The 26,877-nt window shown below is 48.3% G+C and carries 26 protein-coding genes and 1 tRNA gene; 7 read left to right on the top strand and 20 right to left on the bottom strand.

Annotated features, from left to right (window positions below; translation table 11 throughout):
• Positions 1-10: 10 nt before the first annotated feature.
• Entirely contained in the window at positions 11-940 is a 930-nt protein-coding gene (cysK, locus tag MUB35_RS00420; protein WP_186970982.1) for a cysteine synthase A, read from the bottom strand.
• 136 nt (positions 941-1,076) lie between these two features.
• Between cysK and MUB35_RS00415 the strand changes: the two genes are divergently transcribed.
• Positions 1,077-1,325 (top strand): hypothetical protein, encoded by a 249-nt coding sequence (locus tag MUB35_RS00415; RefSeq protein ID WP_033142708.1) that lies wholly within the window; start codon positions 1,077-1,079, stop codon positions 1,323-1,325.
• Between the two features lie 56 nt (positions 1,326-1,381).
• Here the strand turns inward: MUB35_RS00415 and MUB35_RS00410 are convergent, their stop codons facing one another.
• Positions 1,382-2,773, bottom strand: coding sequence for a CapA family protein (locus MUB35_RS00410; RefSeq protein WP_103731325.1), 1,392 nt, complete (start codon positions 2,771-2,773; stop codon positions 1,382-1,384).
• 206 nt (positions 2,774-2,979) lie between these two features.
• Between MUB35_RS00410 and MUB35_RS00405 the strand changes: the two genes are divergently transcribed.
• Positions 2,980-4,041, top strand: coding sequence for an acyltransferase family protein (locus MUB35_RS00405; protein ID WP_186970983.1), 1,062 nt, complete (start codon positions 2,980-2,982; stop codon positions 4,039-4,041).
• 97 nt (positions 4,042-4,138) lie between these two features.
• Here MUB35_RS00405 and MUB35_RS00400 read toward each other — a convergent pair whose 3' ends face one another.
• From MUB35_RS00400 to MUB35_RS00375, 6 genes are all read right to left on the bottom strand, one after another.
• Positions 4,139-5,311 (bottom strand): NAD(P)-dependent malic enzyme, encoded by a 1,173-nt coding sequence (locus MUB35_RS00400; protein ID WP_186970984.1) that lies wholly within the window; start codon positions 5,309-5,311, stop codon positions 4,139-4,141.
• A gap of 104 nt (positions 5,312-5,415) precedes the next feature.
• Positions 5,416-6,651 (bottom strand): ABC transporter substrate-binding protein, encoded by a 1,236-nt coding sequence (locus MUB35_RS00395; protein WP_148391908.1) that lies wholly within the window; start codon positions 6,649-6,651, stop codon positions 5,416-5,418.
• 10 nt (positions 6,652-6,661) lie between these two features.
• Entirely contained in the window at positions 6,662-7,771 is a 1,110-nt protein-coding gene (locus MUB35_RS00390; RefSeq protein ID WP_148391909.1) for a glycoside hydrolase family 172 protein, read from the bottom strand.
• 23 nt (positions 7,772-7,794) lie between these two features.
• Entirely contained in the window at positions 7,795-8,649 is an 855-nt protein-coding gene (locus tag MUB35_RS00385) for a carbohydrate ABC transporter permease (protein WP_033142704.1), read from the bottom strand.
• 10 nt (positions 8,650-8,659) lie between these two features.
• Complete coding sequence (locus MUB35_RS00380; RefSeq protein ID WP_033142728.1) at positions 8,660-9,517, bottom strand: carbohydrate ABC transporter permease; 858 nt, start codon at positions 9,515-9,517, stop codon at positions 8,660-8,662.
• Positions 9,518-9,601: 84 nt separating this feature from the next.
• Positions 9,602-10,867 (bottom strand): ABC transporter substrate-binding protein, encoded by a 1,266-nt coding sequence (locus MUB35_RS00375; protein WP_207727851.1) that lies wholly within the window; start codon positions 10,865-10,867, stop codon positions 9,602-9,604.
• A 192-nt stretch (positions 10,868-11,059) separates the two neighbouring features.
• On the opposite strand from MUB35_RS00375, the gene MUB35_RS00370 reads away from it, so the two are divergent.
• Both MUB35_RS00370 and MUB35_RS00365 read left to right on the top strand, forming a co-directional pair.
• A complete protein-coding gene (locus MUB35_RS00370; RefSeq protein ID WP_186970985.1) occupies positions 11,060-12,886 on the top strand; it encodes a sensor histidine kinase in 1,827 nt (608 codons plus the stop codon).
• Positions 12,861-14,462, top strand: coding sequence for a helix-turn-helix domain-containing protein (locus MUB35_RS00365; RefSeq protein ID WP_103731320.1), 1,602 nt, complete (start codon positions 12,861-12,863; stop codon positions 14,460-14,462). The genes MUB35_RS00370 and MUB35_RS00365 overlap by 26 nt, the downstream gene beginning before the upstream one ends.
• 57 nt (positions 14,463-14,519) lie before the next feature.
• On the opposite strand, the gene MUB35_RS00360 is transcribed toward MUB35_RS00365, so the two are convergent.
• The 3 genes from MUB35_RS00360 to MUB35_RS00350 all read right to left on the bottom strand — a co-directional run bounded on the left by MUB35_RS00360 (position 14,520) and on the right by MUB35_RS00350 (position 17,905).
• Entirely contained in the window at positions 14,520-15,839 is a 1,320-nt protein-coding gene (locus MUB35_RS00360; RefSeq protein ID WP_103731319.1) for a sodium-dependent transporter, read from the bottom strand.
• Between the two features lie 145 nt (positions 15,840-15,984).
• Positions 15,985-16,536 (bottom strand): hypothetical protein, encoded by a 552-nt coding sequence (locus tag MUB35_RS00355; protein WP_186970986.1) that lies wholly within the window; start codon positions 16,534-16,536, stop codon positions 15,985-15,987.
• A 184-nt stretch (positions 16,537-16,720) separates the two neighbouring features.
• Positions 16,721-17,905, bottom strand: a complete 1,185-nt coding sequence (locus tag MUB35_RS00350) for an ATP-binding protein (RefSeq protein WP_186970987.1) — start codon at positions 17,903-17,905, stop codon at positions 16,721-16,723.
• Positions 17,906-18,119: 214 nt separating this feature from the next.
• On the opposite strand from MUB35_RS00350, the gene MUB35_RS00345 reads away from it, so the two are divergent.
• Positions 18,120-18,758, top strand: coding sequence for a trimeric intracellular cation channel family protein (locus MUB35_RS00345; RefSeq protein WP_033142726.1), 639 nt, complete (start codon positions 18,120-18,122; stop codon positions 18,756-18,758).
• Positions 18,759-19,115: 357 nt separating this feature from the next.
• Complete coding sequence (locus MUB35_RS00340; RefSeq protein WP_033142700.1) at positions 19,116-19,562, top strand: GatB/YqeY domain-containing protein; 447 nt, start codon at positions 19,116-19,118, stop codon at positions 19,560-19,562.
• Between the two features lie 97 nt (positions 19,563-19,659).
• Here the strand turns inward: MUB35_RS00340 and MUB35_RS00335 are convergent, their stop codons facing one another.
• From MUB35_RS00335 to trmB, 9 genes are all read right to left on the bottom strand, one after another.
• Positions 19,660-20,685, bottom strand: a complete 1,026-nt coding sequence (locus tag MUB35_RS00335) for an SDR family oxidoreductase (protein WP_103731595.1) — start codon at positions 20,683-20,685, stop codon at positions 19,660-19,662.
• 94 nt (positions 20,686-20,779) lie between these two features.
• The gene (locus tag MUB35_RS00330; protein WP_186970988.1) at positions 20,780-21,751 is read right to left on the bottom strand and encodes a lysylphosphatidylglycerol synthase transmembrane domain-containing protein; all 972 of its coding nucleotides are present in this window, start codon (positions 21,749-21,751) and stop codon (positions 20,780-20,782) included.
• A 28-nt stretch (positions 21,752-21,779) separates the two neighbouring features.
• The gene (locus MUB35_RS00325) at positions 21,780-23,147 is read right to left on the bottom strand and encodes a radical SAM protein (protein ID WP_148391914.1); all 1,368 of its coding nucleotides are present in this window, start codon (positions 23,145-23,147) and stop codon (positions 21,780-21,782) included.
• 136 nt (positions 23,148-23,283) lie between these two features.
• Positions 23,284-23,829, bottom strand: a complete 546-nt coding sequence (locus MUB35_RS00320; RefSeq protein WP_033142696.1) for a TetR/AcrR family transcriptional regulator C-terminal domain-containing protein — start codon at positions 23,827-23,829, stop codon at positions 23,284-23,286.
• Positions 23,830-23,845: 16 nt separating this feature from the next.
• The gene (locus MUB35_RS00315; RefSeq protein WP_054350433.1) at positions 23,846-24,640 is read right to left on the bottom strand and encodes a SagB/ThcOx family dehydrogenase; all 795 of its coding nucleotides are present in this window, start codon (positions 24,638-24,640) and stop codon (positions 23,846-23,848) included.
• Positions 24,641-24,799: 159 nt separating this feature from the next.
• Positions 24,800-24,872 (bottom strand) — tRNA-Lys (locus tag MUB35_RS00310).
• 166 nt (positions 24,873-25,038) lie between these two features.
• Positions 25,039-25,356 (bottom strand): thioredoxin, encoded by a 318-nt coding sequence (trxA, locus tag MUB35_RS00305; RefSeq protein ID WP_018595538.1) that lies wholly within the window; start codon positions 25,354-25,356, stop codon positions 25,039-25,041.
• A gap of 70 nt (positions 25,357-25,426) precedes the next feature.
• Positions 25,427-25,570, bottom strand: a complete 144-nt coding sequence (locus tag MUB35_RS00300; RefSeq protein ID WP_156120879.1) for a hypothetical protein — start codon at positions 25,568-25,570, stop codon at positions 25,427-25,429.
• Between the two features lie 79 nt (positions 25,571-25,649).
• On the bottom strand, positions 25,650-26,303 hold the full coding sequence (trmB, locus tag MUB35_RS00295; protein WP_244805674.1) for a tRNA (guanosine(46)-N7)-methyltransferase TrmB: 654 nt from the start codon (positions 26,301-26,303) through the stop codon (positions 25,650-25,652).
• A 258-nt stretch (positions 26,304-26,561) separates the two neighbouring features.
• Here trmB and MUB35_RS00290 point away from each other — a divergent pair, with 258 nt between their 5' ends.
• On the top strand, positions 26,562-26,873 hold the full coding sequence (locus MUB35_RS00290; RefSeq protein WP_033142694.1) for a hypothetical protein: 312 nt from the start codon (positions 26,562-26,564) through the stop codon (positions 26,871-26,873).
• Positions 26,874-26,877: the final 4 nt, after the last annotated feature.

Raw genomic sequence — 26,877 nt, 5'->3', positions numbered from 1 at the left:
GTCCTTTACTTTAGTCATACATGGCTGTGGATAAATAGTGGTCTCCCGTATCCGGAAGCAGAACCACTATATTTTTTCCTGCATTTTCAGGGCGCTTTGCCAGTTGTGCGGCTGCCCACACAGCAGCGCCGGAGGAGATTCCCACAAGAATTCCCTCGCACTTTGCAATGTCATTGCCTGTTTTATAGGCGTCCTCTGTGGTGACACAGATCACCTCATCATAAATATCCCTGTCCAGAATAGCGGGAATAAAATTAGCCCCGATACCCTGAATGCCGTGCGCCCCGGCCTGCCCTCCTGATAAAAGCGGGGATTCCGCAGGTTCAACCGCAACGATCTGAACAGCGGGATTCTGCTTTTTCAGATATCTGCCTGTGCCGGTCAGGGTTCCCCCTGTTCCCACCGTGGCTACAAAGATGTCCACTTTCCCGTCTGTATCCCTGTAAATCTCCGGTCCTGTGGATACCTCGTGGGCTGCCGGATTGGCCTCATTGTCAAATTGCCCCATAATGACAGAGCCGGGAATGCTCTTCCTAAGCTCCTCTGCCTTCTCGATGCTGCCCTGCATCCCTTTGCTGCCGTCTGTGAGAACCACTGTAGCTCCGTAAGCCTTAAGCAGCTTCTGCCGCTCCACACTCATGGTCTCCGGCATGGTGAGAATCGCGCGGTAGCCCTTGGCGGCAGCTACGGAGGCAATGCCTATACCCGTATTACCCGAAGTCGGCTCTATAATCGTGGCTCCGGGCTTTAACTTTCCTTCCCGCTCTGCCTCTTCGATCATGCTCAGGGCAACTCTGTCCTTTGCGCTGCCCGCCGGGTTGAAGTACTCCAGTTTCGCGATTACCCGCGCCTGCAGTTCATATTTTTTTTCATAATTACACAGCTCCATAAGAGGCGTATTGCCAATAAGCTGCGCGGCGCTTTTTTTAATATTTTCCATATTGGGACCACTCCTTAACATTTTTTCCGTTTCTCTTCATCAGATAAAAGCATAGACTATGCCTGTTTTGTTTGTCAATGCATTTTCCCGTGTTTTTCGCACATACTAAGAGAAACGGTGAAAGGAGATGTGCGAAATGAAAGATAATTCTGAAAACTGCCACAGAGGCGGCGGCAAAGGCGGAAAAGGCCAGGGAAGCGGCAATGGAGGAAAGGGAGGCAGCAGGGATACCTACCATGTGGAATCCAGCTCCTCCGATGACCTGGACGGTCAGGCAGCCATGGAGATGACAGGGCTGATGTACAAACCGCCCACCAGCCAGGCAGAGCTGGAATCCTATAAAGAGGTCTATCCCTTCTCTCCTGAACAATATACGGAAGAATGATCCGTTTCCCGTATAAAGGGCGGAGCTGTGTATCTTTACACATCTCCGCCCTAAGTTCAGGTTTTATCTTTCTCACCTGAAGTGCTGTCCTCTTTATTGTCCGTATCTTTATCTGATACGCCTTTTCCTTTTATTTCCGTCTCTGTTCCGTCAGAACCGGTCTGCCCGGACAGGGAAAACGCCTGCGGGGCCTCATACTTGGCTGCCAGCTCCCGGATGCTGTCAAGAGTAAAAGTCTCCTCTGTCTCCTGATGGATGCCATGTGCTTTTGCCAGGTCCTCTGTGTAATCTGAAACCTTATACACCGCACAGTTTTTCTTTTCACTGTCATAGTGCATCACAAGCGGTATCATCTTATAATCACTGACTGTCACTTCCCCGGTCTTGCCGTCCTTTTTCAGGGTAATGTCCGCCATACCTCCGATGAGACCTTTGACCTGATTATCCGCGGAAACAAAATTGCCCAGCGAGCTGTAAACCAGCATCTCTTTTCCATCCTGCCGCGGCATCATGCCGTAAGACTGCAGAACATGGGGATTGCTGCAGATCACCGCGTCCACTCCCTGCTCTGCCAGGAAATCTATCCTCTGCTTTGCCGTATCGGAAAATTCCTCTGAATACTCAGCTCCCGCATGGAGAAATACCATGACAAAATCAGCTTCTCCTTTTGCTTTTTCCACATCTGCCTTTACTTTGTCCTCAGAGTAGACATCAATCATAAAGGAATCCGCCTCAGAAAAACCAGCCTCCTCATCCACCCCGTACGTGTAGTTCATCACAGCGATCTTCATGTTCTTCTTCTCAATGACTTTCACACGGTTCTCCGCATCCGCCTCATCCGCATGGATGCCAAGAAGCTGGATATCGGAATGCTGGGTCTGCCAGAATGCAGCAGAATTTAAGATCCCCGGCTTCCCCTTATCAAATGCATGGTTGGTTGCCTGTGTCACAATGTCAAATCCGGCCTTCGCCAGCGCGTCACCTGCTTCAAGGGGTGTTCCCATAAGCCCGCTTCCCGACACATCCTTGTGGTCATTGACCAGAGGTGTCTCCTGGCTGACCGCTGCCAGATCGGCTGCCTGGATATCTCCTGCCACCTTCTCATACAGAGAATCGTAATTCCAGTTCTCCTCATTTTCTTTTCCCGCTTCAAGCAGGGCATCCTGCAGGATATTGTCTCCCACCGCCAGGAAATGCAGTTCACTGTCCGCTTCCGCTTTCTTAGCCTCTTCCTCCGCTTTTTTCTGCTGAGCAGCTTTGATCTCCTCTTCCTGCTTTACTTTTTTCTTGTGGCTGCCGACTGCAGCACTCACAATGATCACCAGCAATATTAAAACAGCAGCCCCCGCAAGAATCATTCTCTGCTTCATCACCTGCTGACGTCGTCTTGCTTCACGGGCCTGAATTCTTTTCTTTCTCTCGATTTCTCTTTTTTCGTCTTCGTTCATATATTCACCCTTTTCTGCCTGATTCGATTTGGAAAGTATACAACCATTATAACAAATATTCTGTAAAACACAATTCTATTTCTATGTAAATTTATCCAACAGTGAGTGGAAAAAAGGCCCAAATTTCTATTTGCACCTGTTTTCCATACGGTGTATCATACAAAACGAGACTGTGAATCTTATCTGTAAAGGTCAGAGGTGTTATTATGTCAACCAAAAACCGTGATTACTTTTTCGATAATTACAAAGCCCTTCTCATTGTTCTGGTAGTAGTGGGGCATTTTATAGAACCGTGTTATGACAATAATGTGTTTTTATCAGGACTGAAATGGATGATCTTTTCCTTCCACATGCCGGCCTTTATTTTTATATCCGGCTACTTTTCCAAGAGAGAGATCAGCTTTGGAAAGCTGGTGCAGAAGCTGGTCATACCCTATTTTGTCTATGAACTCATCTATTATTTTTTATATGTTTTCATCATACATAAGGAAACGGGTCTGTACTTTGCAAGACCGAAATTCTCCCTGTGGTACATTATGGCCCTGTTTTTCTGGCGCTTGGTTACCCCTTATCTGAAAAAGATCCCGGGGCACATATTTATCGCTGTCACTGCAGGACTGCTGGTGGGGATGACGGAGCTTGATAACTTTTTCAGTATTCCCAGGATCCTGGTATTCTTCCCCTTCTTCCTGGCGGGATACCATTTTGAAAGGGATTGGTTTGAGAAGATTAAAGAAAAAGCCGGCAGGCTGCTGGCCGTGTTTTCCCTCTATCTGGGAGGCTGCCTGGCCCTTGTCCTTACTTTCCGGGTGCACCTGACACCGAAAATCTTTTACGGAAGATATTCCTACGAGGAGATGGACACAGGGTACGGGGAAGGGATTCTGGTAAGGCTGGCCTGCTATGGTGTGTCCTTCCTGGCCGTTTTCCTCATAAGCACCATAATCTCCAGGAAACCCCACGGCTATTCCAGACTCGGGCAGCGTACCATGCCTATCTATCTGTTCCATGGCCTTGTATACAGTGTGCTGAGCGCCACGCCGCTTTTGGAATCCGTGTCGGAGATCTGGCAGGGCATTCTGCTGATCGTTTTTTGCCTGACGCTCTCATGGCTTCTGTCCATGGACGGGCCGAACCGTTTCGTGACAAAGGTTTCCTCCTTTCCTGTTCCCTCCTTCTTCGGAGACGGATCAGGAAAGAATTCGGGGCATTTTACAGGAAAATCTGCCGGTTTCGGCAGAAAGATAAAAAAAGGACTCTCCGCGTGATCACATGCGCAGAAAAGAGCTGCATTTCCCATATCCATACGGATGCCGGAAATGCAGCTCTTTGCTTCATGATGATAAAAATCCTGCAGAACGTGATTTAGATTCTGCTCACACCTGTGTCTCTGGCTGCTTTTGCCACTGCCTCGGCAACTGCCTTTGCCACACGTTTGTCAAAAGGATTCGGGATAATGTAATCTGCGTTCAGCTCTTTTTCGTCGATAAGACCGGCGATGGCATACGCTGCTGCCACCTTCATTTCATCGTTGATGTCCTTTGCTCTCACATCCAGCGCACCGCGGAAGATACCCGGGAATGCCAGAACATTGTTGATCTGGTTGGGGAAATCGCTTCTTCCTGTTCCCACAACGGCTGCTCCTGCTGCCTTTGCCAGGTCCGGCATGATCTCCGGTACCGGGTTTGCCATTGGGAAGAGAATCGGATCAGGAGCCATAGTCTTAACCATCTCCTCTGTCACAGTTCCCGGCGCAGAGACACCGATAAATACGTCAGCGCCCTTCAGTACATCTGCCAGGCTGCCTTTTTCCATGCCGCGGTTGCTGATCTTAGCCATCTCCTCTTTCTCGGCATTTAAGTCGCCGCGTCCTTCATAGATGGCGCCTTTTCTGTCGCACATGATGACAGTCTTCAGTCCCAGGCTTACCAGCAGCTTAATAATGGCGATTCCGGCTGCTCCCGCACCTGATGTGACTACCTTGATGTCCTCCAGTTTTCTGCCTGTGAGCTTTAAAGCATTGAGCATTGCCGCAGCAGTGACAACGGCTGTGCCGTGCTGGTCATCATGGAAGATAGGGATATCACAGCATTCCTTCAGCTTCCTCTCTATCTCAAAGCAGCGCGGCGCGGAGATGTCTTCCAGGTTCACACCGCCGAAGCTTCCTGCCAGCAGACGGACGGTATTTACAATCTCATCCACATCGTTGCTTCTGATACATAAAGGAAACGCGTCCACATCTCCAAATTCTTTAAAGAGCACACATTTTCCTTCCATAACCGGCATACCCGCCTCAGGTCCGATGTCGCCCAAACCCAGAACCGCGCTTCCGTCGGTCACAACTGCTACCATATTGTTGCGTCTTGTATACTTATAGGATAAATCTACATCCTCGGCGATCTTCAGGCACGGTTCAGCTACACCAGGTGTGTAAGCCACTGCCAGGTCTTCCGGGGTCTCCAGCTTTGCACGGCTGATCACTTCAATCTTGCCATTCCAATCCTCATGCTGTTTTAAAGCGAATTCTTTTGCATTCATGATTTATCTCCTTTTCCTGTGGAATCTCATGTTGTTTGCTTGTACAGCCGCAGCCGCGAAATTTCCCGGGCTGCGTACGCTTTTATTTTAGCATAAGAAAAGCCTCAGGGCAACACGTTTTCTACCCGCTGACAGAATTCATCCAGGCTGATCTCATCCGTGATATATTTCTGGAAAAGTTCCCCTATGGCCTTAATGTCCTTCATAGGTGTCTTCGACAGGGGGCGTGATTTAAGTTCCAGCTCCTCCGCGTATTTTTTCAGGATATCCAGGTCCGGAATGTCCAGATTTCCCTCCAGGATAATGTCAAGACGTGCAGGCAGCTTCTTCATGTGCTCCGCATAGGCAGCGCTTCCTTCATACCCTGCCGCATAGGATAAAAACTTCTTTGCCGCCTCCTTGTGGACAGAGGCCTTGTTGAGCACATACTGCCATGTTGCCACATTTGTGGCGTTCTTTTTGAATAAAGGCATGGGCGCTGCATGGATTTTGTCATTCCCGTACACGCCTGCCCTTAAAAAGGTGTCCATGGCCCCGCTGTACATGAAAATGGCTCCGTACTTTCCCTGTATGAATTTCTGCTCCATCTGTTCATACTGGTCCACAAGCTGCTCCCTGGGCGTCTTGTCCGCTTCGGCCATATCGTGTAAAAACACCAGTGCTTGTCTTGTATTTTCATCCTTCCAGTCCCCGTATGTCCCTCCGAACATGTTGATGAACTGTGACAATTCATTGTAGACATAAGTAGTCTCCCAGGCGCTTCCGTACCCGTAGTTACCATACCCGTATCTGCCGTCCAGAAGCTTCTCAAAATCCCCGCGGCTTGTCACAGCCGCAATGCCTGCCTTGTCCAGAAACTTTTCATTGACCCAGAAAACCATAAGGTCCATCATGTAGGGGACTGAATACACCTTCCCCTCCGCCATGGCGATTTTCTCCATATAGTCCTGAGGGTAACAGGTGCAGATTTCCTCTGTCATCACATCATCCCCCAGAGGTTCCAGATACCCCTGATACTTAAATTCATTGATCATCTCATCATTCACAGCGATCACATCCACCGAATCATCCCCGGATGAGAGGATGGTAGAGATCCTGGCATGGCGGTTATCCGCATTGATGGGACTGGCAAGCAGATGGATCTTCATGTCAAGCTCCTTCTCTGCCGCCTCTATATACTGCCTGAATTCCGCCTTGTCCGCGTCCGGATGCATCAGTGTGATCTCTTCCCCGTACGCTTTTTCATCCGCAGGTACCTCCTGTACCTTATGGTCCTTCCCGCCGCACCCGGCGCATAAAATACCTGCTCCCAATAAAATCCCCAATATATATTTTTTCACCTTCTACACCTTATCTGGGCCAGCGCTCCTCTTTCTTCATCAGGGCAGGGAAAGGATTGTGAGGCTCTGCCTGATACCAGTATGCCACACTTGCCACATCGTCCTGGCGCTCAAACAATCCCCTGTGGCCCACACCTATCTGTTGTATGGTCACCCGCAGATCCTCCTCAAAGCAGATGGGGTCCTGAATATGCCACCTGTAGAAGCCTCTCATAGGCGGGCAGTCATCATTGTGGTAAAGATTATGGACTGCCGTATCATGGGCGGAATAGTAGGGATATCCCAGATACGGGGTGCAGTAATTCTGCTCCACCGTCCTGCCGTCCACCTGCTTTGCAAAGCTCCAGGAGCCTCCGAAATAGTCCTCCGTCCCGGTGCCGCAGATGGTGGGATATTCCTCATCCCCATCCAGATAGAACTTGATCTCCCCTTCCCCCCACCAGTAACGTTCCAGTGTAGTCAGCGCCATATACGTACCCACATAGTGGCCTTTTCCCTTCACCTGATCCAGGATCACGTAATCCTCCTGCAGCCTGGTCATCCTCTCCCGCCGCCACCTGGCATGGAAATACGCAATATCCTCAGGCAGCGTATCATAGAGACAGTAATCCACCTGGTAGAAAAAGGCGGGTATGGGGTTTGCGTGCTGGTTCTCCAGGGTGATCCTGGCCTTCCTGCCAAAAGGCATCTGGAAATAGCAGTTCATCCCCCGGCTTGGCACCACTGCCATGGGAACGGAATTGACGATACATTCCCTTCCGAACCCGCAGCAGAAGAAATCTCCGAGAGGGCTTTCCACAGACGGCTCCGTCTCATCATCCCAGTACATGCGCAGCACCAGGTCCCGGAGCACAAAACAGTCCGCCTCCGTCGTCTTATCCGTCACTGTGACCCAGATATGATTGATCACTCCCGGCCCTTCTATCTCAGCCAGTGTGACCGTCTCCCCGCTGCCGATATGGTGCAGACACGGGCTGCCTTTTCTGGATGCTCCCAGATGGCTTGCCGCCATACCGCCCTTTCCCTTTTCCCCTGTGGGGTTCTCCGCGTTAATGGCCCTGCTCCTTCCGTGCTTTGCATAAGCCAGTGTTCCCAGACTTCCGCCCAAATAATCGTACATATTTTTTCCTCCCTGTTCCTTCTCTAAGCTTTCACTCCGCCTGCCATGATTCCATCCATGATCTGTTTCTCAAACACTGCCACAAATAGAATGATAGGCAGAAGAATGATCCATCCCATGGAACTTACCAGATCCCACGGTACGCCGTACATATTGTCCCGGAGGGGAAGCTGCACAATGGCCACGGAGAGCACCTGGATGCCGTTTGAATAGTATAACGGTGTAAAAAAGTTGTTCAGACATGTGATAAAGTTGATAATGCATACAGTGGCAATGGCCGGCTTCATAAGCGGCAGGACCACTAAAAAGAGTCTCTGGGAAAAGCTTGCCCCGTCAATGGCCGCGGCCTCCTCCAAGGATACCGGTATCTCCGACACAAAATTCCTGAGGATCAGCACGGTAAAGGGAATCACAGCGCTGATATAGAGAATGATAAGCCCCGGATATGTATCATAAAGCCCAACCTTCCGCATGAACTCATATAAAGGTCTTGCAGTCACCACTTCAGGAATCAGCATGGTCGCAATGATGAACGCGAACGCGATGCTGACAGCCTTTGACTGGAACCTTGAAAAACCATAGGCAGCCATGGCGCACAGCACTGTGCTGACAACCAGTGTCACACCTACGATCAATACTGTATTTCCTATTTTAGCAAGTAATCCTACATTTTCAATCAAAAATTGATAGCTTTCCAGCGTGGGATGTTTTGGCAGATACTGAATGGGTGTCTGGAACAGCTCACCCGGCGGTGTGATGGATGAAATAAATATCCAGTACACCGGAAAGAGTATGAGGAAAGCCACGACTGCAAACAGCAGCCATCTGCCGGCTGTCACGCAGCCTCTGTAAATTCTGTATTTCTTGGTATCTCTCATGTTCATCCTCCTAATCAGACATCCTGTTCATAACCTTTATATTGAACCAGGAAAACAGCGCCATCACAAGGAACAGCATCACCGCCAGCGTTGCCGCGTACCCCACGTTCAGGTTGGTGAACGCCTCCATGGTGATCCGGTAAGCGATCAGGGACGTATCCTCCCCCGGTCCTCCTGATGTCATGGCATACACCAGATCAAAGGTGGTCAGCCTCCACAGAGTAAAGGGAATACACAGGGTGATCACATTGCGTGTGATCAGAGGAAGCGTGATCCTAAAAAAGCTCTGTATGCCGTTTGCCCCGTCCACCTTGGCTGCCTCATAGATATCCCCGGAAATAAACTGCAGGCCGGAAAGCACCAGTATGGCAAAGAACGGCAGATCCTTCCACAGGTCCATGGCGATCACCGCAGCCCTGGCGGACCCTGTATTGATCAGCCAGTTAAACTGGAAATCCGACACGAACCGGCGGATAAAATCATTGATCATACCATAGTCATTGTTAAATCCCCATTTGGCTGCCATACCGATCACGACAGCGGGCATGGCCCAGGGAATCAGCACGATCGTCCGCAAAAACCGGCGCCCCTTAAACTTCATGTTCAGGATAAGAGCCAGCGCCACTCCCAGCACAACATGGAAGACCATGGATACTACTACGAAGATCACGGTAAAACTGATCGAGGAAATGATCTTGGGGTCTTTAAACACATTGATATAATTGCTGAGTCCTACAAATTCATTGACACCTGACAGCACCTTAATGTCAAACAGGCTGTTTTTCAGGGTTGCCCCGATGGGGTACAGGGTTGTGAACCCACGGATCAGGATAACCGGCAGGATCAGAATCCACGGTATCCATTTCATTGATTTCTTACTGATGGTCAATTGGCTTCCTCCTCTCAAAAAGGCACCGCGGGATGGGATCCGCTGCGGTGCCTGTGCCTGACATTATTTACTGTATTTATCCACAAGCTCCTGTGCTTTCTTACAGAAATCGTCCACTGTGATCTCATCCTTCATGCAGGACTGGTAAATAGTTCCCATATCTGTGATGAATTCCATGGTCTGGGGAAGCATGGGACGTCCTGCCACATTGCATTCCTCTGCGTATCTGCTGTACATTTCCTTTGCAGGATCTGTGTCCGGAACCACCTTCGCAGCCACGTCAGCTCTGGCGGGATAACGGTCAAATGCCTTGTAGGAGGCTTCCATACCGCCCTCATTCGCCATATATTCCAGGAATTTGACTGCTGCCTCTTTGTTCTCGGATGCTTTGTTCAGAACATAGCTCCAGGAATCCGTGAAGATGGCACGCTGGCCTTTTCCGCTGAAATCCGGTACCATTGCCATATGGATCTTGTCTGCGCCCAGCATATCTGCCTTCTCATAGTCTGTTCCCAGGCCCCACATGAACCAGCTTCCGTATTTGCCGTCATTGGCCTTTGGATTCATCTGCTCGTATTTGTCAGCGATCTGGTCAATGGGTGTCTGTCCGTTCTGCACCATGTCATGCAGGAACTGGATCGCCTCTTTGTTGGCAGGGTTGGTCCAATCGAAATAATCACCGCCGAACATGTTGACAAACTGGGCAATCTCATTGAAGACATAGGTCTTCTCCCAGGAACCGCCGTAGCCGTATCTGCCGTCCCCTGAGACAGCTTCCATGTATTTCACAAAATCCTCTTTTGTGTCAATGGATGCAATGCCCACTTCATCCATGATCTCCTGGTTCACCCAGAAAGCCAGATATCCGGAGTAGCCCGGCACACCGATAATATTTCCGTCTTTATCTGTGATCATATCCTCCAGGTAGCCCTGGGGAAATTCGCCGCGGATATCCTCTGTCATAACTGTGTCGTTTAAGCCTTCCAGCCAGCCGGAATTCTTGAATGAAGCGCTCATCTCATCGTTGATCTCAATGATATCCACGCTGCTGTCGCCTGTGGAGAGTATGGTGGTTATCTTCTGCTGGCGGGTGTCGGAATCCGTAGGAGCTGCAATGACATTGATCTTCAGCCCTGTGGCATCCTCCACATTTTTCAGCCAGTCGTCAAAGTCGGGGTCTGTGGTGTTGATGCTGTAGAGGGTCAGGTCATAATCCCCTTTTTTTGCGCTGCTGCCCTCCCCTTTCGTCTCGCTGGAATTGCCGCCGCAGCCTGCCAGCATACCGGCTGCCAAAGCTGTTGTAAGTAGAATACTAACTGTCTTTTTCATAATTCCTCCATTTCCGGCATTCTCTTTCGTGCCGTCTGCATTGTTTTTTGATAGCATAAAAATACCAAAGATATCTGTTTTTCAAAATACAATATTTTTTGATTCGTTTATATTATTTTTATCTCTGTTGAAATGGGGATTATCCGTGTTTTATAATGGGAACCATTAAAATATATGAAGAAGGAGTCAGGTATGAAAAAAATTTCTGACAGAATACGGTCCGTCTTTTCCCATTTCCGGGCAAAACTGCTGCTGGCCTTTCTGGTCTGCACCCTGCTGCCCCTGGGCACCCTTGGTTTTATCTTCTACCATGTGACCTATCAGATTGCTGAGGATAAGATCATGAGCTCTGCCCTCCTGGCGGATGACCAGCTCAATGTACAGATGAATGACCGCATACGGCAGACGGAAAATGTGGCGGATTCCATTCAGTATGATATGTATACCCTGTCACAGACGGACAGCTCATCCACACAGTCCCTGTCTGTGTTCGGCAGCGTGAGAAATGATATCTCCATGTTCAAGACTACATTCGGCTATTACCATATTTCCATATTTCTGCCCCGGGAGCAGACAGGGGCAGGGGAGGGGCTTTATTTTTACCCTCTGGAGGATCTGGAGAGCTTCCGTATCCCCCGGCAGAAACGGCTCAATCCCGGAACGGATTCTATCTGGTTCTATCATCCGGATATGCAGATCCCTTTCATCCTGTCAGACGGCTATACAGCCAGGGATGTGATCGTCTGCTGCCGCCTCCTGCGCAACCAGGGAACGGGAGCCACAGAGTATGCCTACACGATCCTCATAGACCCGGCTGAGTTCTCCGATGCCCTTGCGGACACATTCAGTGATACGGATATCACAAGCTATCTGGCAGCGGAGGACGGCACCATCATGGCACACAGCGATGCGTCCCTCTGCGGCACGGTCCTGGATCAGGATACCCTGGACCTGATCTCCCGGGATGAGGCGGAAACACAAAAGGCCGGGGATATCAATTACCACACTGCCAGGCTGGACAACGGCTGGTATCACGTTACGGAGATTCCCGGCAGCTACATACGGAAAAACACACAGATTCTGTTAAAGACCCTTGTATTTACCCTGCTGGTATCCCTGCCGCTTACGGTCCTTGTCATCATTATGATCTCAGGCAATCTGACCAAACGGCTGAAGAGGCTTTCCCTTGCCATGGAATCCTTTCATCTCGGAAAGAATACCCCTTCCCCGGTACCGGAGCTGGTTTCCGCGGCAAAGTCTCCCTCCTCCTATGACGAGATAGACCGGCTGGGGATCACCTTCCAGAACATGCAGGCATCCCTGAATCAGAACATGGATTCCATCCTGGAACTCTCCCTGTCAGAGGAACGGCTGAAATACCAGCTTCTCCAGTCTCAGATCAACCCGCATTTTCTCTACAACATTCTGGGTTCCATCAAGACCTGCATCAGCCTGGACCGCCTTAAGACCGCGGATGAGATGATCACAGACCTGACCCGCTTTTACAGGCTCACCCTGCGCAAGTCCGGGGATCTGATCGCCATCCGGGATGAGCTTGAGATCGCGCGTCTGTATCTGGAAATGGAAAAGCTGTGCCACGGGGACAGCCTGAGCTGGGAGATCCGGGCGGAGGACGGCATCCAGAACTTCCTTATATGCCGCTTTACCCTGCAGCCTTTCCTGGAAAACAGTATCCAGCACGGCATTTCCCGGCAGACCCCCTGTGTGCACATTTCCCTGGATGTCTCTTACGGGGATGATACGGTCATCATCACCATAACCGACAACGGAGCCGGCATTGCCCCCAGGCAGCTTGAGGATCTGCGCGCCACACTGGAAAACAGGACGGTTGACTATCAGAAACATTTCGGCATTGGAAACGTAAACAAGAGACTCTCCAGTCCCTCCTTCGACAACGGAACCGTCCGGGTGGACAGCCGACTCAACGAGGGGACTGAAATTGTGATCACATTTGAACAGATGGAGGACAGCGATGAAGAAAGTAATGATTGTGGATGACAATGCGCTCTCCGCAGAGGGCATTGTAAGAAATATAGACTGGGAGCTTCTGGATGCGGAGGTGGTCCATGTGGAGAACAACGGGGATTCCGCCATTGAATCTATGCGGCGCGCCCCTGTGGACCTGATCATCTCGGATATTGAGATGCCCAACCTGGACGGCATTTCCATGAGCAGCCTTGCCCTGTCCGTCAATCCCCTGGTGAAGATCATTCTCATCAGTGCCTATGACAAATTCGAGTACGCCAAACGCGCCATCCGCCTGGGTGTCTGCGACTATATTGAAAAACCTCTGGACTACGGCTACCTGACAGAGAAAATACGCAACGCCTTCACTGCCATTGACAGGGAGCAGCACAACCGGGAGCTTGTGGAGCAGAGCCGCCCTCTGATGACGGAAAAATTCTTTTCGGACCTTCTTCACTATTCCGGCAAGGACGCGGCCGGACATCTGGGGCGCTATCCGGGATACCTGAACTTAAACCTTGACTTTTCCTGTTTTAATGTGCTGAAGCTGGAGGTAGAAAACGCCTCCCAGGCGGAAGACGGGCTGGGCATCACTCAGTACCAGATCGAGCTCTTAAATGTCTGCGATCTGTTAGGAGAACAGTGCAAAGGCTTCGGGCAGGTTTATTTTGTGAAGGAATTTAACGGCATCATCGCCATACTTGCCCAGAACACCAACAGTCCCGGGCATTTCCTTCAGGCCGCCCACAAGGCTGTTGCAGGCCTGATGGAGAAGTACCGGGAAGGGGTGTTCTCCCTGAACGTGGGCATCGGCACTGTGGTGGAGGATTTCTGGGATCTGCATATCTCCTACGAAAATGCCTCCCATGCGCTGAAATACCGGTTTTTCTTTCCTCATAAAAATATTTTTGATGCCCGGGAGGCTCTCGGACGGGAGTTCAGCCTCTTCTCTTTCTCCGAGTCAAAGGAGGAGGAGCTGATCCGCCTCCTCTGTCAGAAAAACGCCCCTGCCATTGAAGAGTGGCTCAGAGGATTCTTTCAGGAGGTGTCACTGAAATACCAGACCAAGAATATAGTGTTCATAAGGATCTACTCCCTTCTGGGCCGTATCCTGAAATTCTTGTATGAGCTGAACATTGACACCGGTGACCTGGAAAATGACATTATTTCCGTTTACAACCACTTTGAACTGTTTCACACTTACGAAGAATTTTTCAAATGGATGAACCATCTCTGTCTCCAGGTATGCGAGAAGCTGGACACCTCGCTGCAGACCTACCATGACCAGGTCTGTGAGCTGGTTCTCTGCTACATCAGGGAAAATTATGAGGACAATACCCTCTGCTTAGGTGACATTGCCGGACATGCCAATGTAAGCCCTGCTTATCTCAGCGCCCTCTTTAAAAAAGTGTATGGGCAGAGTATCAGCGACACCATCACTGCCCTCAGAATAGAAGCGGCCTGCCAGTACCTGAAAAATTCCACCCTGTCTCTGAAGGAGATCAGCAGCCGGTGCGGATATGCCAACCAGTATTATTTCAGCAACAGCTTTAAAAAGAAAATCGGAATGTCGCCCTCCGCGTACAGAGAACAACATTCCGGAATATAATTTGTAACTACTCAGCCAGCTGAACAGTTACTATAATTTTACATTATGACAGGAGCGTCATCCGATTCCTTTATAGATGAGGCCCAGTATAAATACGATGACTGCCAGGGGCACGTACAGATACTTTGCAGCCACTTTAAAGGCTTTCGGAAGGGGCTTTTTCCTGCCCTCCTCCAGCTCTTCCCTAATCTTGTCAAATCCAAGGACATAGTAGATGGAAACAGCTCCCAGCACGGCTCCGAACGGCACGATGATGATGGTGATAAAATCCATCCAGTGCCCCACCTTAGACTCCTCCTCCAGAAGCAGCCCTACTGCAAGTGCAACACCGCCGCAGAGGGCAACTGCTTTTGTCCTCTGCAGACCGAACTTCTGCTGCCAGCTCTCGATCACCGCCTCAAACATATTGATGAGGGATGTGATACCCGCAAAGCAGACGGAGAGGAAGAAGATCACGGCAAAAAGCCGGCCCATGGGCATCTGCTTGAAGATATTCGGTATCGTAATGAACATCAGGGACGGACCTGCGGATGGCTCGATCCCGAAGGCAAACACAGCCGGCATGATAGCCAGGGCTGCCAGCATGGCCGCAATGGTATCAAAGACTGCTGTCTGTATGGAAGATTTGGGGATATCTTCCTTTTTGCTCAGGTAGGAGCCGTAAACGATCATGCCCGAACCTGTGATAGACAATGAGAAAAACGCCTGTCCCATAGCCATGACCCAGGTATCCACCTTCGCCAGCGCCTCCCATTTGGGCACGAACAGGAAACGGTACCCCTCATGGGACCCCGGCAGGAAGAACACTCTCACCGCCAGAATGGCAAAAAGGATGAAAAACAGGGGCATCAGAATCTTATTCGCCCTCTCAATCTGATTCACCGCTCCGGTGATCAGGATGATCACGGTAATGGCAATGACAAGAACATGCCAGGGCAGGTTTTTCATATTGGCTGTTACCTGTCCGAAAAATTCTGCGGAATCCTCTGTGAGCACTGTATTTGTCACAGAGCCTGCCAGGAAGCGGAGCACCCAGCCGATGATGATGGAATAGCCGATGGCGATCCCCAGAGAACCTAACAGCGGAATCCAGCCCAGTACCTTTCCGATCTTTCCCTTCTTTCTGGATTCCCAGCAGTATTCGTAAGAGCCAAGGGTACCTGTTCCCGCCCGGCGCCCTATGGCAAACTCAGCCGACAGGCCGACAAAACCGAACAGGCAGATAAAGAAGAGATACGGGATCAGAAAAGCCGCGCCTCCGTATTCTCCCAGTCTGTATGGGAACATCCATATATTCCCAAGCCCCACCGCAGAGCCCACACAGGCCAGTACAAAGCCCAGGGAATTGGTGAAGCTGCCGTTATTGTGTTTCTGCATTTTCTTTTCCTCCGTGTGATCCGGTACCGGGGCAGCCAGCTTTTGTCCCCTGACCGGTTGATGCGTTAGCTTTTTGAAGTATGTAGCTTTAATGTATCAAAGACAGGAGGAAAAGTCAAATCATCTGACACAATTCTGTACCTCTTTACATATGCACAGGTTGTAATATAACAGCTCTTACTACTTTGCCATCAAAGTTTCGGTTAAAGTTTATTTCAAAAGTATACTTATCTTTTATAATTTTTTCTCTGTCATAAATGTAAAAATATATATAATCAGCATCATAATGTACAATGTCAGCTTCTATTTCCTCTGTCAGCTTCTTTAGATTCATTGTCTTCCTTGTACATTTTGCTTCAATGACAGTGTTGACAGAAGGGATTTTTATATCACTTCTTACGGCTCCGACTCCTGAATCCTCGGTCACTTCTTTCCTGGCATCCAAACATAACGGTTTCAGAGCTGCGAATAGTAAATGCTGCAGATCATATTCATTTTCTATTCGTATTTCCTGCAGATTTTCTGCTTTTAGCGATGCTCTTTTGTGTGGGCTTACTTCCCTCAATGCCTCTAAAAACGAATAAAAATTATTTAAATACTTTTCAATATAAAATTGAACCGTCTGTGATGGACTTTCATCGTTTTCCGACAAAATACTGTTCAAATAGAATATCAGTTTCTCTTTTGCTTTCAGCATATTATCTGTAGCGGATTCCTTTGAAAACCTATTGGACATATACGTTTCCCTGTTTCGGACTGCCCGGATAATCTCAGCATTATAAGCCTCCTGCTGCAGCATTTCATTCAACTTCGGGATAAATAACTCATATTTCTCTATTGTATCTATCCCTTTCAGCGCTTCTATATAATCCTTTAACAAATTATTCACCTATTCTTCCCCATCGCAGATAAAATAAAAACAGCGGATCCAAAATATAAACCTTGCCGTCTTTCCAGTCAATGGCTTTGTATATCTCTTCTTTCTCTTTCAGTATAAGATGCAGATTATTCAAATGGGTTTTCACTGACTGTTTATCCGGTCTACCTTCTTTCTCCGGAATCAATTTTACTATTCTGTCATAAACTGCGTCAAAATCCAGCTCCATAACAGGGGGATTTTTCGCTAACGATTCTACGATCAATCCATATAGATCCAATTCTCTTCCTGTCACAGTTTTATATTTATTTCTTTTCTTTCCTCGTGTATTCGGTCCTTTAGACATTACATTCACTACATCATAATAATTAAAATTAACTGTTGTAAATCTATATGCTGTTTCCAGAATATTTTTATTTACTGTGTCTTCATTTTTATCCTCCAGCAATGTACAGATACTCAGACAGATATACTGCATTAGCTGTGGTGAAGTCAGACATTCAACAGCCAGCCGGTCAGCAACTTCATCTGTTATTTTAATATTGAGCTGTTTAAAGCCTTTTAGTGCGATTTCCTTCAGATCTTCTTTTTTCCACGCCTCAATATTGATCAAGCTCAGTCTTCCTGACAGATCAGCATTCTGCCGTATTGCGTCATCTGACCTATGCGGCAGGGAAACCACCACCACCTTCAATTCTCTTCTGATGGCATCTTTCAGCTGCTGTGCCATTATCATCTGCATTTCCTTAGACGCATAATGGAAATCATCAATTACCAGCACTTTATCATGGTCTTTATAATATTGAATGACTTTATCCTTAGATAGTACATATCTTTCGCTTTTACTGTCTGTTTCTTTCGCTTCTCCTTCCTTCATCTCTCTCTCTGTTGTGATCTCACCCAAATAAGGCAGCTCTACTTTTGCTGCTACAGTGGCCCAAAAGTCAGCATTATTATTAAAATCAGCACCGGAAACTTCAACAATATTATCAAAGCCAATCACCGTTTCACATAATATCGTCTTTCCCATTTTAGAAGGGCCGATCAGGGAAGTCAGGCATCCCGCCGTCCTTAACGCCTGCTTTAAACGCAGCTCATACGATATGCCGGTATTTTCATAGTTTCTGGATACATATGTATATTCCGGATATGCCCCCGGTTTAAATACATTTTCTGCTTTTAATCTCATATTATCACCTCATAATATAAATTATTATAATTATAACATATTTTATTCATTTTTACACATTTTATTATATTTTATATAAATATATCTGCGAAGATCAAAGAAAATGGTAAACGTGTACTTTTTATATTTCCGTATAATATTATGTCCGTTTCTGACGATTTTTTTATATGTTTATCGTATAATGGATAATAAAATATATTTCAAAGGGGAAAATATGGATACCTTTATCTTTGTACTGGAAATAATAGGCACAGTGGCTTTCGCCTCATCAGGGGCAATGATCGCCATTGAGAAAAAAATGGATATCTTCGGGGTTAATATTCTGGGAGCTACCACGGCGGTGGGCGGTGGTATGATGCGGGATATTATATTGGGAATCACTCCGCCTACCGCATTTGCCAAGCCGGTGTATGTGCTTTTTGCCATACTGACTTCTACATTGCTTTTTGCTATTACTTATACGAATCCGGAGATTCTTAAATCAAGGGCTAAGAATAAGTATTATGATAACGTGATGATGCTGTGTGATACTCTGGGGCTGGGGATTTTCACGGTGGTGGGGATTCAGGCAGCAGCCAGTGTGGTGACGGATAATAATACGTTCTTTTTTGTGTTTGTGGGTGTGCTCACAGGTGTCGGCGGGGGCGTGCTGAGGGATATTATGGCAGGGGAGACGCCTTATATTCTGGTAAGGGAGATTTATGCGTGTGCTTCTATTGCCGGCGGGATTGTATGTGTTGTGTGCAGGGATTCTATGGGGGAGCCGGCGGGGGTTATTTTGGGGTTGATCGTTACGGTGGTGATTCGGCTGCTGGCGGCTTATTTTAGGTGGAATTTGCTGCGGGTTAGATGAAGAAGGGCGGACGGGATGCCGGGGCGGTGTCTTCCTTTGACAGCCAGCTCCGTTCACCTCCAACTAACCGTTAACTGCAACTAAGACGCTCCGGAAGAGCCGTCGCGCCTAAGTTTCCGTAAACGGTGGATTTTCCGGTTCACTGCCGCAATGTCTGTCAAAGGAAGACACCGCCCCGACATCCCTGACACCATCTGCGGGAGGTATAAAAGATAAAAAGATAAAAACATCTTGACGATTCTCATCGTCTGACATTATAAATAAAAATGTGGAAAGAGGGAAATGATAGTGGTATACTATTGGACGGGAACGCGATAGGTTTTGCGCGTTATAAAAAATGAAAAGGAGATTCCGACAATGAGTAAAATTGATGAAGTAAGAAAAGCCATGGTCGCTGCTATGAAAGCCGGTGAGAAAGAACGTAAGGATTCTTTGTCCATGCTGCTGTCAGCTCTGAAAAATAAAGCCATTGATAAGAGAGAAGACCTGACTGAGGCGGAAGAGAATGAAGTGGTGTTAAAAGAGATCAAACAGACAAAAGAAACTCTGGAAATGACTCCTGCAGATAGAAGTGAAATTATTGATGAGTGTACAAAGCGTATTGCTGTCTATGAAGAATTTGCTCCGAAAATGCTGAACGAGGAGGAGATCAGGGAAGTGATCGCCGGTGTGTTGAAAGAGCTGGAGATTGAGGCTCCTACCGGTAAGGATAAAGGAAAGATCATGAAGGTCCTGATGCCGAAAGTAAAGGGAATCGCAGACGGCAAGCTGGTGAACCAGGTGTTGGGAAGTATGATGAATTAAGGCAGCTGTTCAGGCGGCCGAATGGTTATGGATCAGGAAGAAAATGGGACAGACGTACCGGTGATTTTACAATTATCCGGTATGTCTGTCCCTTGTTTTATGAGATTCCTTTTCTCACGTAGTCTTTTGCACGTTCCAGGGCTTCCACTACCCGGTCACAAAAGGCGTCAAATTCCGGGTCCTCTTTCTGGCATTCCGGATGGGATGCAATGTAGGCAAGGCTTTCCCGGACACCCTGGTCGAAGCGTTTTACGGCTGTGAAGCCGGGTACCAGGCGTTTCAGTTTGTCATTTAGAAATACCACGGAGTTGGATTTATCCCCCATCATGCTGCCGTTGAAGTCGTAATCGCTGCAGGCATCCAGGAAATCACTGGAGACGCGCACCGGATGAAGCGGTACGCCCAGTGCGTCCGCAACTGTCTGATAGATCTGGTTCCAGGTCAGAGTCTCATCTGAGGTGATCTGAACTGCCTCGCCAATGGCATGGATGTTTCCCATAAGGCCCACAAAGCCTTTTGCAAAATCGGAGTTGTGGGTAACCGTCCAAAGTGATGTTCCGTCTCCCGGTATCAGCACCGGTTTTCCCTCTTTGATCCGTTTGACTACCTGGTAGCTTCCGTTGTCGCCGTGAAGTCCCATAGGGATGCTGCGCTCGTCATAAGTATGGCTTGGACGTACTATGGTCACGGGAAATCCTTCTTCCCTGTATTTCTCCATAAGAAACGCCTCGCAGGCGATCTTGTCCCTGGAATACTGCCATTTTGGGTTGGCAAGCGGGGTTCCCTCTGTCATTCTGTAGTCAGAAGGGGGCTTCTGGTATGCGGACGCGGAGCTTATGAATATATACTGTCCGGTCCTTCCCTTAAACATCCTGTAATCACGCTCTACGTGCTCCGGCACAAATGCTATGAAGTCTGCCACCACGTCAAATTTCATGCCCTCTGTAAGCCTGCCTATCTGCTCCTCATCCTCAATATCTCCCGTAAGCCCGATGGCTCCCGGAGGCAGCTCCCCGTTTCGTGTTCCCCGGTTCAGCAGGTACACTTTGTGTCCCTCTGTCAGCAGCCTTCTGGTAATCGCCATGCTGATGGTTCCGGTGCCTCCGATAAATAGCACTCTCATCTCTCTTTGTCCTCCCGAATCATAAAATTACCGGTTTGATGTACACCCGGTCTGTAAGTTTTATTATATCCCGGGAAACCGCGGCACACAAGCATTACTCGGTAAAAAAGACGAAGGCACCTATAAGGGCCGGAAAAAATGTCACCGCGAAGCGGAATATGAGAATGGCAGACAATACCGCTCCCTGTCCGGTCAGAGGTGAAAAAAGAAGATAAAATATGCCTTCCACAGACCCAAAGCCCCCAGGCACGGGAATCACGCCTGACAGCATGTAAGAAACTGCAGTCAGAGGCAGCACTGTGTCAAAGGAAATTCCGTTCTGTCCGCAGAGCATGACACAGGGAATCAGATACCAGCATGTCATTTTCGCAAGACTGCATAGAAAAATTTCAGCCAGTCTTTTTCTGTCATAGAGAAACAGATCTCTTGTTTCCTGTTGGAGAATTTCCGTCTGCTCTCTGGCTTTTTCAAGCTTTTCCTTCCATTTGGGGTGTTTTGCGGCTGCTCTATCCGCTGCTTGAAAGATACATCCTGCTGCGGTTTTCGATACACTGATGGTCAGCAGCACGGCTGCGATCAGAATGCAGATTCCGATTCCGGCAGTAAGATATGTATGGTATTTTCCCAGGAGCTGCCTGTTCTTCAGGGAGAGGAAAAGAAAGCCCGCAGTGCCGTAGACTCCGACTGCGATTCTCTGGGCCGTGTACTGCACGACCGCAGCGGAACTGGCCTTTGCGGGCAATACTTTTTTCTTGTTCAGATAAAACACCTCGGCCACGGCTGTACCGCTTCCGAACGTAACCATCCTGAAAAGTGCGCAGTAGAAGGCACAGCCGATTCCCTGCCGCACAGAGAATTCCTGTTTTGTGCGCCCTGCCAGCATTTGTATGATTCTCCCATCTATTAAGAAAAAGCAAGTGGAGAGACCCGTGACGGCCAGAACATTTTTTAAGGGAGTATGCATGATCTCCCGGGCAGTTTCTCCCCAGGAATCACGAAAATAAAACACCAGCAGAGCTGTTATCAAAACCACTATGCCATATTTTATATATTTTCTTTTTGCCATTTGCCTCACCACTTGCAATTTCGCCTGATTAACCTCTGCTTTTCCTGTTCTCCCACAGTTCGTCTGCCTTATCCTTCCAATCCTTTGCATAAGGCATACATTTTTCGCACAGATGCTCCGCGCTCTCCGGGGACTGCAGGTCTGTGGATCTGGCGCCTGTTTCTTCAACCATGGCTTTTAAGCATTCCGGATTTTCCAGCATGGGGCAGGGGCGCAGGTGATTTTCATTGAAAGGCTGGCCCCGGCGGTAAGCCCGGAAAATGGGCTGCTGAAAACATTCAAGCAGGGTGTTATTGTGTATATTGGCATCCGAATAATGGATAAACACACAGGGTTCCATATCTCCGTTGGGATTGATGTGGCAGTAGAACCTTCCCCCTGCGATGCAGCCTCCCACATACCCGCCGTCATTCTGGAAGTCCATGGCAAAAATAGGTTTCCCTCCCTCTTTTGCTCGAATCTCGCGTACCCTGTGGTACATATATTCCCTCTGTTCCCGAGTGGGGAGCAGTTCTGTGGCTGCGTCATTTCCAACCGGCATATAGTGGAAATACCAGGTGAAACGGCAGCCCTTTTCAATGATCAGATCCAAAAACTCATCTGAGCTTACCACGTCCACATTGTTCCTGGTATAACAGATAGAGGTTCCGAAGATAAGCCCGTGGGCTTTCAGCAGATCCATGGCATCCAGCACTTTTTTGTAGATACCCTGTCCTCTTCTTCCGTCGTTGACCTCCTCAAATCCCTCCAGGCTGATAGACAGAGACAGGTTCCCTACCCTCTGCATTTCCCTGCACAATTCCTCGTCTATCAGCGTGGCGTTTGTAAAAGCGTGGAATGCACAGTCACTGTGCTTTTCGCACAGACGGATAATATCCTTTCTGCGCACCAGCGGTTCCCCGCCTGTCATCATATAGAAATAGATCCCCAGTTCTTTTCCCTGGGTGATAATGCTGTCCATATCCTCAAATGTCAGATTCAGTTTATTGCCGTACTCTGCGGCCCAGCACCCCGTACAGTGGAGATTGCAGGCGCTTGTGGGGTCCATGAGAATGATCCAGGGTATGTTGGTATCCAGCTTCTCTGAAAGCTCCCTGGTCTTCTTAAACCCTGCAAATCCCGCCTCAAATCCCAGATTCAGCGCAGTCGTCTTCAGCACATGAGGGTCCAGCTCGCTCAGTGCCCTGTCAATGAACTGCATCCACTTCCCATCCTCCAGAATCAGGTTTCTGGCACCATCATAAGTCTGCTGGCGGAAGGTGTCTCCCAAAAATTTCTCAGACAGGTCCACCAGCTTCATCATATGTTCTTTCCTGTCCCTGCTGACATACTTCAGAACTCCGTCAATGGCAGTTCCGAAAGCCGCTCTTGTAGCTGCGTGTGTTATTTTACTCATACATAATCCCTCCTTGTATGAATATGATTATATGGCCCCGGTAATTATCCGTCATTGGCCACAATTTTCACACTGTCACATTTTGGGACACCCAGCGAAAAATGTCTAAAAAAAGCAGGCCTTATCAGGCCCGCTCTCACTCTCTGCTCTCCTCTATGAAATTTTCTGCCAGCGTTATGAGGATGGCATGAAGCTGTCTCAGAAACTCATCCGGCGGTATCTTCTCACCGTCACGCAGCCAGCTTATAATAGCAGCCAAAAACGCCTCGTAAAAGAAATACACAAAAAACAGATTGTATTCTCTGTCCCGGAACAGATCTTTTGTCTGGGTTTTGATCACCGGGAGCATGCTCTCAAACAGGTATTCCCTGAAAGAATTCTGTCCCTCCACCATCAGCGCATTTTCATAAAAGGTTCTCTCCCTGTAAAAATATTTGCACAGATCTTCCAGGATATCGCGCGATGTCTTATAGCGGCTCACATCCATGTTTTTCAGGAACTCCTCATAAAAGATCCAGTTCACCAGCTCATATTTGTCTTTAAAATGGTAATAAAAGCTCTTCCGGTTCATCCCGCAGCCTTCACAGATATCAGCCACAGTCACTTTGGAAAAATCCCGTTCCTCCATAAGCTTTTTCATGGACGCAGCCAGGGCATTTTTGGTAATATACGATTCCGACATAAAACTCCCCCTTTGCCTACTCCTCCGTCACAGCCTTACCCACACCTGCCGCATACACGGCACATTCATAATCAGTCTCCGCGGAGGGCCCCGGGGCAAAGCCCAGAAGCTCGTCAAGGGCATCCTGGTCATAGGCGCCGATAGCACAGGTTCCGCAGCCGACAGCCTCACATGCCAGGTACAGATTCTCACACACATGCCCTGCGTCCAGAAGGATATACTTATGAGCCTTCAGCCCATACCGCCACTCCATCCGGTATGGAACCGCGCTCCATACAAAAGTCACAGGCGCAGACGCCGCAAATCGCTGCCCGCAGAGCGCATGGGTCAGTTCTTCCTCAAAATCCTGCCTCCCATCCCACACTTCCAGCGCATGTTCCATGGGAAGATAATGGTAAATCCCCTTGTCAAGCCCGTCCACATGACTGACAAACAGGTAGGTCTCAAAGGCATGGCGGGAACCGGCTGACGGAACATTACGGAATGTGGCAAAGTTATTCTTCCCCACCACTTTCCGGATCCCCTGGGTTGCCCATAAAAGAAAAGACAGTTCTCTTAACGTGAGCGCCTCACTGCTGTATTTTCTCCGGCTCACCCTGTTCTTAAGAAGCCCGTACAGGTCCATACTGCCTGCAATGCCGTCAAAATCCGTTGTGAGAGTTATGGTCTCTCCGCCCCTTTTATCCTTCACATAAGGCGCTGCCGCAAGCTTCTGTTCCTGGTCTGTGGCCTCAGCATTGACATCGGAAACATTGTAGGCTTTCAGCAGTTCCCGGTTCTGCATGATCTTATATTTTGTCTCATCCTTCATACCCATCATCCTCCCAGTCCTTTTTGCTCTATATTATAACAAAGATCCTGCATCTGCACAATCCGTTTCCAAACCCGGACTCTACGCAGCGCTGGGCAGAACACGAAAAGAAAAGCACCGTCCCCGCAGCTCCAACTCTGCAAAAACAGTGCTTTTTAGTGCGCCTTCAGGGACTCGAACCCTGGACAAATAGATTAAGAGTCTACTGCTCTACCAACTGAGCTAAAGGCGCATACGCTTTATTTTGTAACGCAAGACATATTATAAGCGATATACTGGAAAAATGCAAGTATCTTTTTTACATTTTTTTATGTTTTTTATCATATACATGTAACACTGCAGTTCGTTAACGCATTTTCTGCCTTTTTTCGACTGCCGGCCGCAGGCCGGGGGCGGCTTTACAGCCACACCCCAAGTTCCTCTGCCAGTTCTTCCTTGCTGATTCCACCGGTCTCCCGGCTCATCACCTTACCGTCCTTGACGAACAGAAAGGTCGGGACCTGCATGATTTTATATCTCTGCGCGAGATTGATATTTTCATCCACATTGACCTTGCCGAAGAGGGCTTTGCCCTCCAGATCCTCTGACAGCTCCTCGATCACAGGTGCCATCTGTTTGCACGGGCCGCACCAGGTTGCATAAAAATCCACCAGTACAGGAAGATCCGCCCCCATCACAACCTTGTCAAAATTCTGTTCCGTAATCACTTCAACCATGATTTTCTCCTTTCCGGTTAAGCGCTCTTACGCTTTCTTATAGTAGTTTTTACTGTTTTTCCCCATTAGATCACTTTTTCTTCTTTCCAGCTGAACTTAAAAGCTTCTCCACTTCTCCGACTGATTTTAAAATATCAGCAGTTTTGCTGCCCGCTTTCCTGTTTGTATATGCCCATTCAAAGAGGGAGTTCTGCATGTTTTTCTTCTTCGCCATAGGATACTTCCTTTCAGGTAAAACTGCTTCTCTATATCATATGACGAAAATCCCGGACCGAAACCCGGCTTCTGCATCCCTATCTGGCTGTGACCAGCTTGTGTATGGGATTCCCCATAGAGGAAAATTTCTCCTCGTACTCAGTCATGACATTTCCCCGGCTCAGTTCCTCATCGTGATGCAGGTCATAGGTGCAGGCCAATAGTTTCCAGCCGGCTTCCTTTACCTCCTCCACAGAGAAATCAAAGAGGTCTCTGTTGTCTGTCTTGAACTCCACTGTGCCGCCCTCTGCCAAAACAGCATCATAGCGCTCCAGAAACTGCCTTGAAGTGAGCCTTCTCTTTGCGTGGCGCTCCTTGGGCCACGTATCGGAAAAGTTTAAATATATTCTGTCCACTTCTCCCCGATTAAATACAAGCGGCAGCTCCCTGGCATCCATTCTCATGAAAAACAGATTTTTCAGCGCCTCTGCCTCTGTTTCCCGCTCCTCCATTTTCTGGAGCGCCCGCAGAAGAACGCTGTCGTACATTTCAATCCCTACATAATTAATGTGTGGATTTTTCGCCGCCATATCCATGATAAAACGGCCTTTTCCCATGCCGACCTCTATATGGACAGGATTTCCGTTTTGAAATATCTCATGCCACTTTCCTGCATTTTCCTGAGGATTCTGTATCACATAAGCGCTCTCGGCAATGGCATCCTTTGCCCCGGGTATGTTTCTCAAACGCATTTTATATCCAGCCTTTCTCCTTGTCTTTCTTGCAGACGAAGCACGCCGGCCCCAGAGCCGGCTTTTTCCGCCTTCCTTCAGTATAACTGAAAACTTTTTGTTTTGTCAAAGATTACCGCAAAATTCGCCAAAAAACACGAGAAAAACCACCATAATAATTATATCTTTTGTATAAATTAGCTTAAAAATTATGAAGATTTCTATGGATTTTTTCTGAAAAAGGTGTATGATATAAAGAAGACACAAGGAGGAAAATCTATGGAAGATGTTATCAGCAAACTGGCAGAAATAGAAGCCGCAGCTTCCCGGATCATGGAGGACGTTGCCGTCCAGAAAAAAAGGCTTTCCGAAGAAAATGATGCCCAGATCAAAGCCTTTGACGAGGAAGTAGACCGGCAGACTGCCAAAGAACTGGAGTCCATCCGCAGGAACCTGGAGGTCAGCATGGAGAAAGAACTGGAAAACCAGAAGGCGGAGACGGATGAAATCCTGCATAAAATGGAAAAGTATTATGAAGCGCATCACGAAGAGATGGCTCAGAAACTGTATGACAAAATATTAAGGATGTGATGTT

It is taken from the genome of Blautia sp. NSJ-175 (genome assembly GCF_022867815.1).
Classification (GTDB): domain Bacteria; phylum Bacillota; class Clostridia; order Lachnospirales; family Lachnospiraceae; genus Blautia; species Blautia celeris.
This window is presented reverse-complemented; position numbering and strand designations above follow the sequence as displayed.

Excerpts from the sequence above, each read along its gene's own strand:
- cysK (WP_186970982.1), bottom strand. The coding sequence starts at position 940 with ATGGAAAATATTAAAAAAAGCGCCGCGCAGCTTATTGGCAATACGCCT.
- MUB35_RS00415 (WP_033142708.1), top strand. The coding sequence starts at position 1,077 with ATGAAAGATAATTCTGAAAACTGCCACAGAGGCGGCGGCAAAGGCGGA.
- MUB35_RS00410 (WP_103731325.1), bottom strand. The coding sequence starts at position 2,773 with ATGAACGAAGACGAAAAAAGAGAAATCGAGAGAAAGAAAAGAATTCAG.
- MUB35_RS00405 (WP_186970983.1), top strand. The coding sequence starts at position 2,980 with ATGTCAACCAAAAACCGTGATTACTTTTTCGATAATTACAAAGCCCTT.
- MUB35_RS00400 (WP_186970984.1), bottom strand. The coding sequence starts at position 5,311 with ATGAATGCAAAAGAATTCGCTTTAAAACAGCATGAGGATTGGAATGGC.
- MUB35_RS00390 (WP_148391909.1), bottom strand. The coding sequence starts at position 7,771 with ATGTACGATTATTTGGGCGGAAGTCTGGGAACACTGGCTTATGCAAAG.
- MUB35_RS00385 (WP_033142704.1), bottom strand. The coding sequence starts at position 8,649 with ATGAGAGATACCAAGAAATACAGAATTTACAGAGGCTGCGTGACAGCC.
- MUB35_RS00380 (WP_033142728.1), bottom strand. The coding sequence starts at position 9,517 with ATGAAATGGATACCGTGGATTCTGATCCTGCCGGTTATCCTGATCCGT.
- MUB35_RS00375 (WP_207727851.1), bottom strand. The coding sequence starts at position 10,867 with ATGAAAAAGACAGTTAGTATTCTACTTACAACAGCTTTGGCAGCCGGT.
- MUB35_RS00370 (WP_186970985.1), top strand. The coding sequence starts at position 11,060 with ATGAAAAAAATTTCTGACAGAATACGGTCCGTCTTTTCCCATTTCCGG.
- MUB35_RS00365 (WP_103731320.1), top strand. The coding sequence starts at position 12,861 with ATGAAGAAAGTAATGATTGTGGATGACAATGCGCTCTCCGCAGAGGGC.
- MUB35_RS00360 (WP_103731319.1), bottom strand. The coding sequence starts at position 15,839 with ATGCAGAAACACAATAACGGCAGCTTCACCAATTCCCTGGGCTTTGTA.
- MUB35_RS00355 (WP_186970986.1), bottom strand. The coding sequence starts at position 16,536 with ATGCTGAAAGCAAAAGAGAAACTGATATTCTATTTGAACAGTATTTTG.
- MUB35_RS00350 (WP_186970987.1), bottom strand. The coding sequence starts at position 17,905 with ATGAGATTAAAAGCAGAAAATGTATTTAAACCGGGGGCATATCCGGAA.
- MUB35_RS00345 (WP_033142726.1), top strand. The coding sequence starts at position 18,120 with ATGGATACCTTTATCTTTGTACTGGAAATAATAGGCACAGTGGCTTTC.
- MUB35_RS00340 (WP_033142700.1), top strand. The coding sequence starts at position 19,116 with ATGAGTAAAATTGATGAAGTAAGAAAAGCCATGGTCGCTGCTATGAAA.
- MUB35_RS00335 (WP_103731595.1), bottom strand. The coding sequence starts at position 20,685 with ATGAGAGTGCTATTTATCGGAGGCACCGGAACCATCAGCATGGCGATT.
- MUB35_RS00330 (WP_186970988.1), bottom strand. The coding sequence starts at position 21,751 with ATGGCAAAAAGAAAATATATAAAATATGGCATAGTGGTTTTGATAACA.
- MUB35_RS00325 (WP_148391914.1), bottom strand. The coding sequence starts at position 23,147 with ATGAGTAAAATAACACACGCAGCTACAAGAGCGGCTTTCGGAACTGCC.
- MUB35_RS00320 (WP_033142696.1), bottom strand. The coding sequence starts at position 23,829 with ATGTCGGAATCGTATATTACCAAAAATGCCCTGGCTGCGTCCATGAAA.
- MUB35_RS00315 (WP_054350433.1), bottom strand. The coding sequence starts at position 24,640 with ATGAAGGATGAGACAAAATATAAGATCATGCAGAACCGGGAACTGCTG.
- trxA (WP_018595538.1), bottom strand. The coding sequence starts at position 25,356 with ATGGTTGAAGTGATTACGGAACAGAATTTTGACAAGGTTGTGATGGGG.
- MUB35_RS00300 (WP_156120879.1), bottom strand. The coding sequence starts at position 25,570 with ATGGCGAAGAAGAAAAACATGCAGAACTCCCTCTTTGAATGGGCATAT.
- trmB (WP_244805674.1), bottom strand. The coding sequence starts at position 26,303 with ATGCGTTTGAGAAACATACCCGGGGCAAAGGATGCCATTGCCGAGAGC.
- MUB35_RS00290 (WP_033142694.1), top strand. The coding sequence starts at position 26,562 with ATGGAAGATGTTATCAGCAAACTGGCAGAAATAGAAGCCGCAGCTTCC.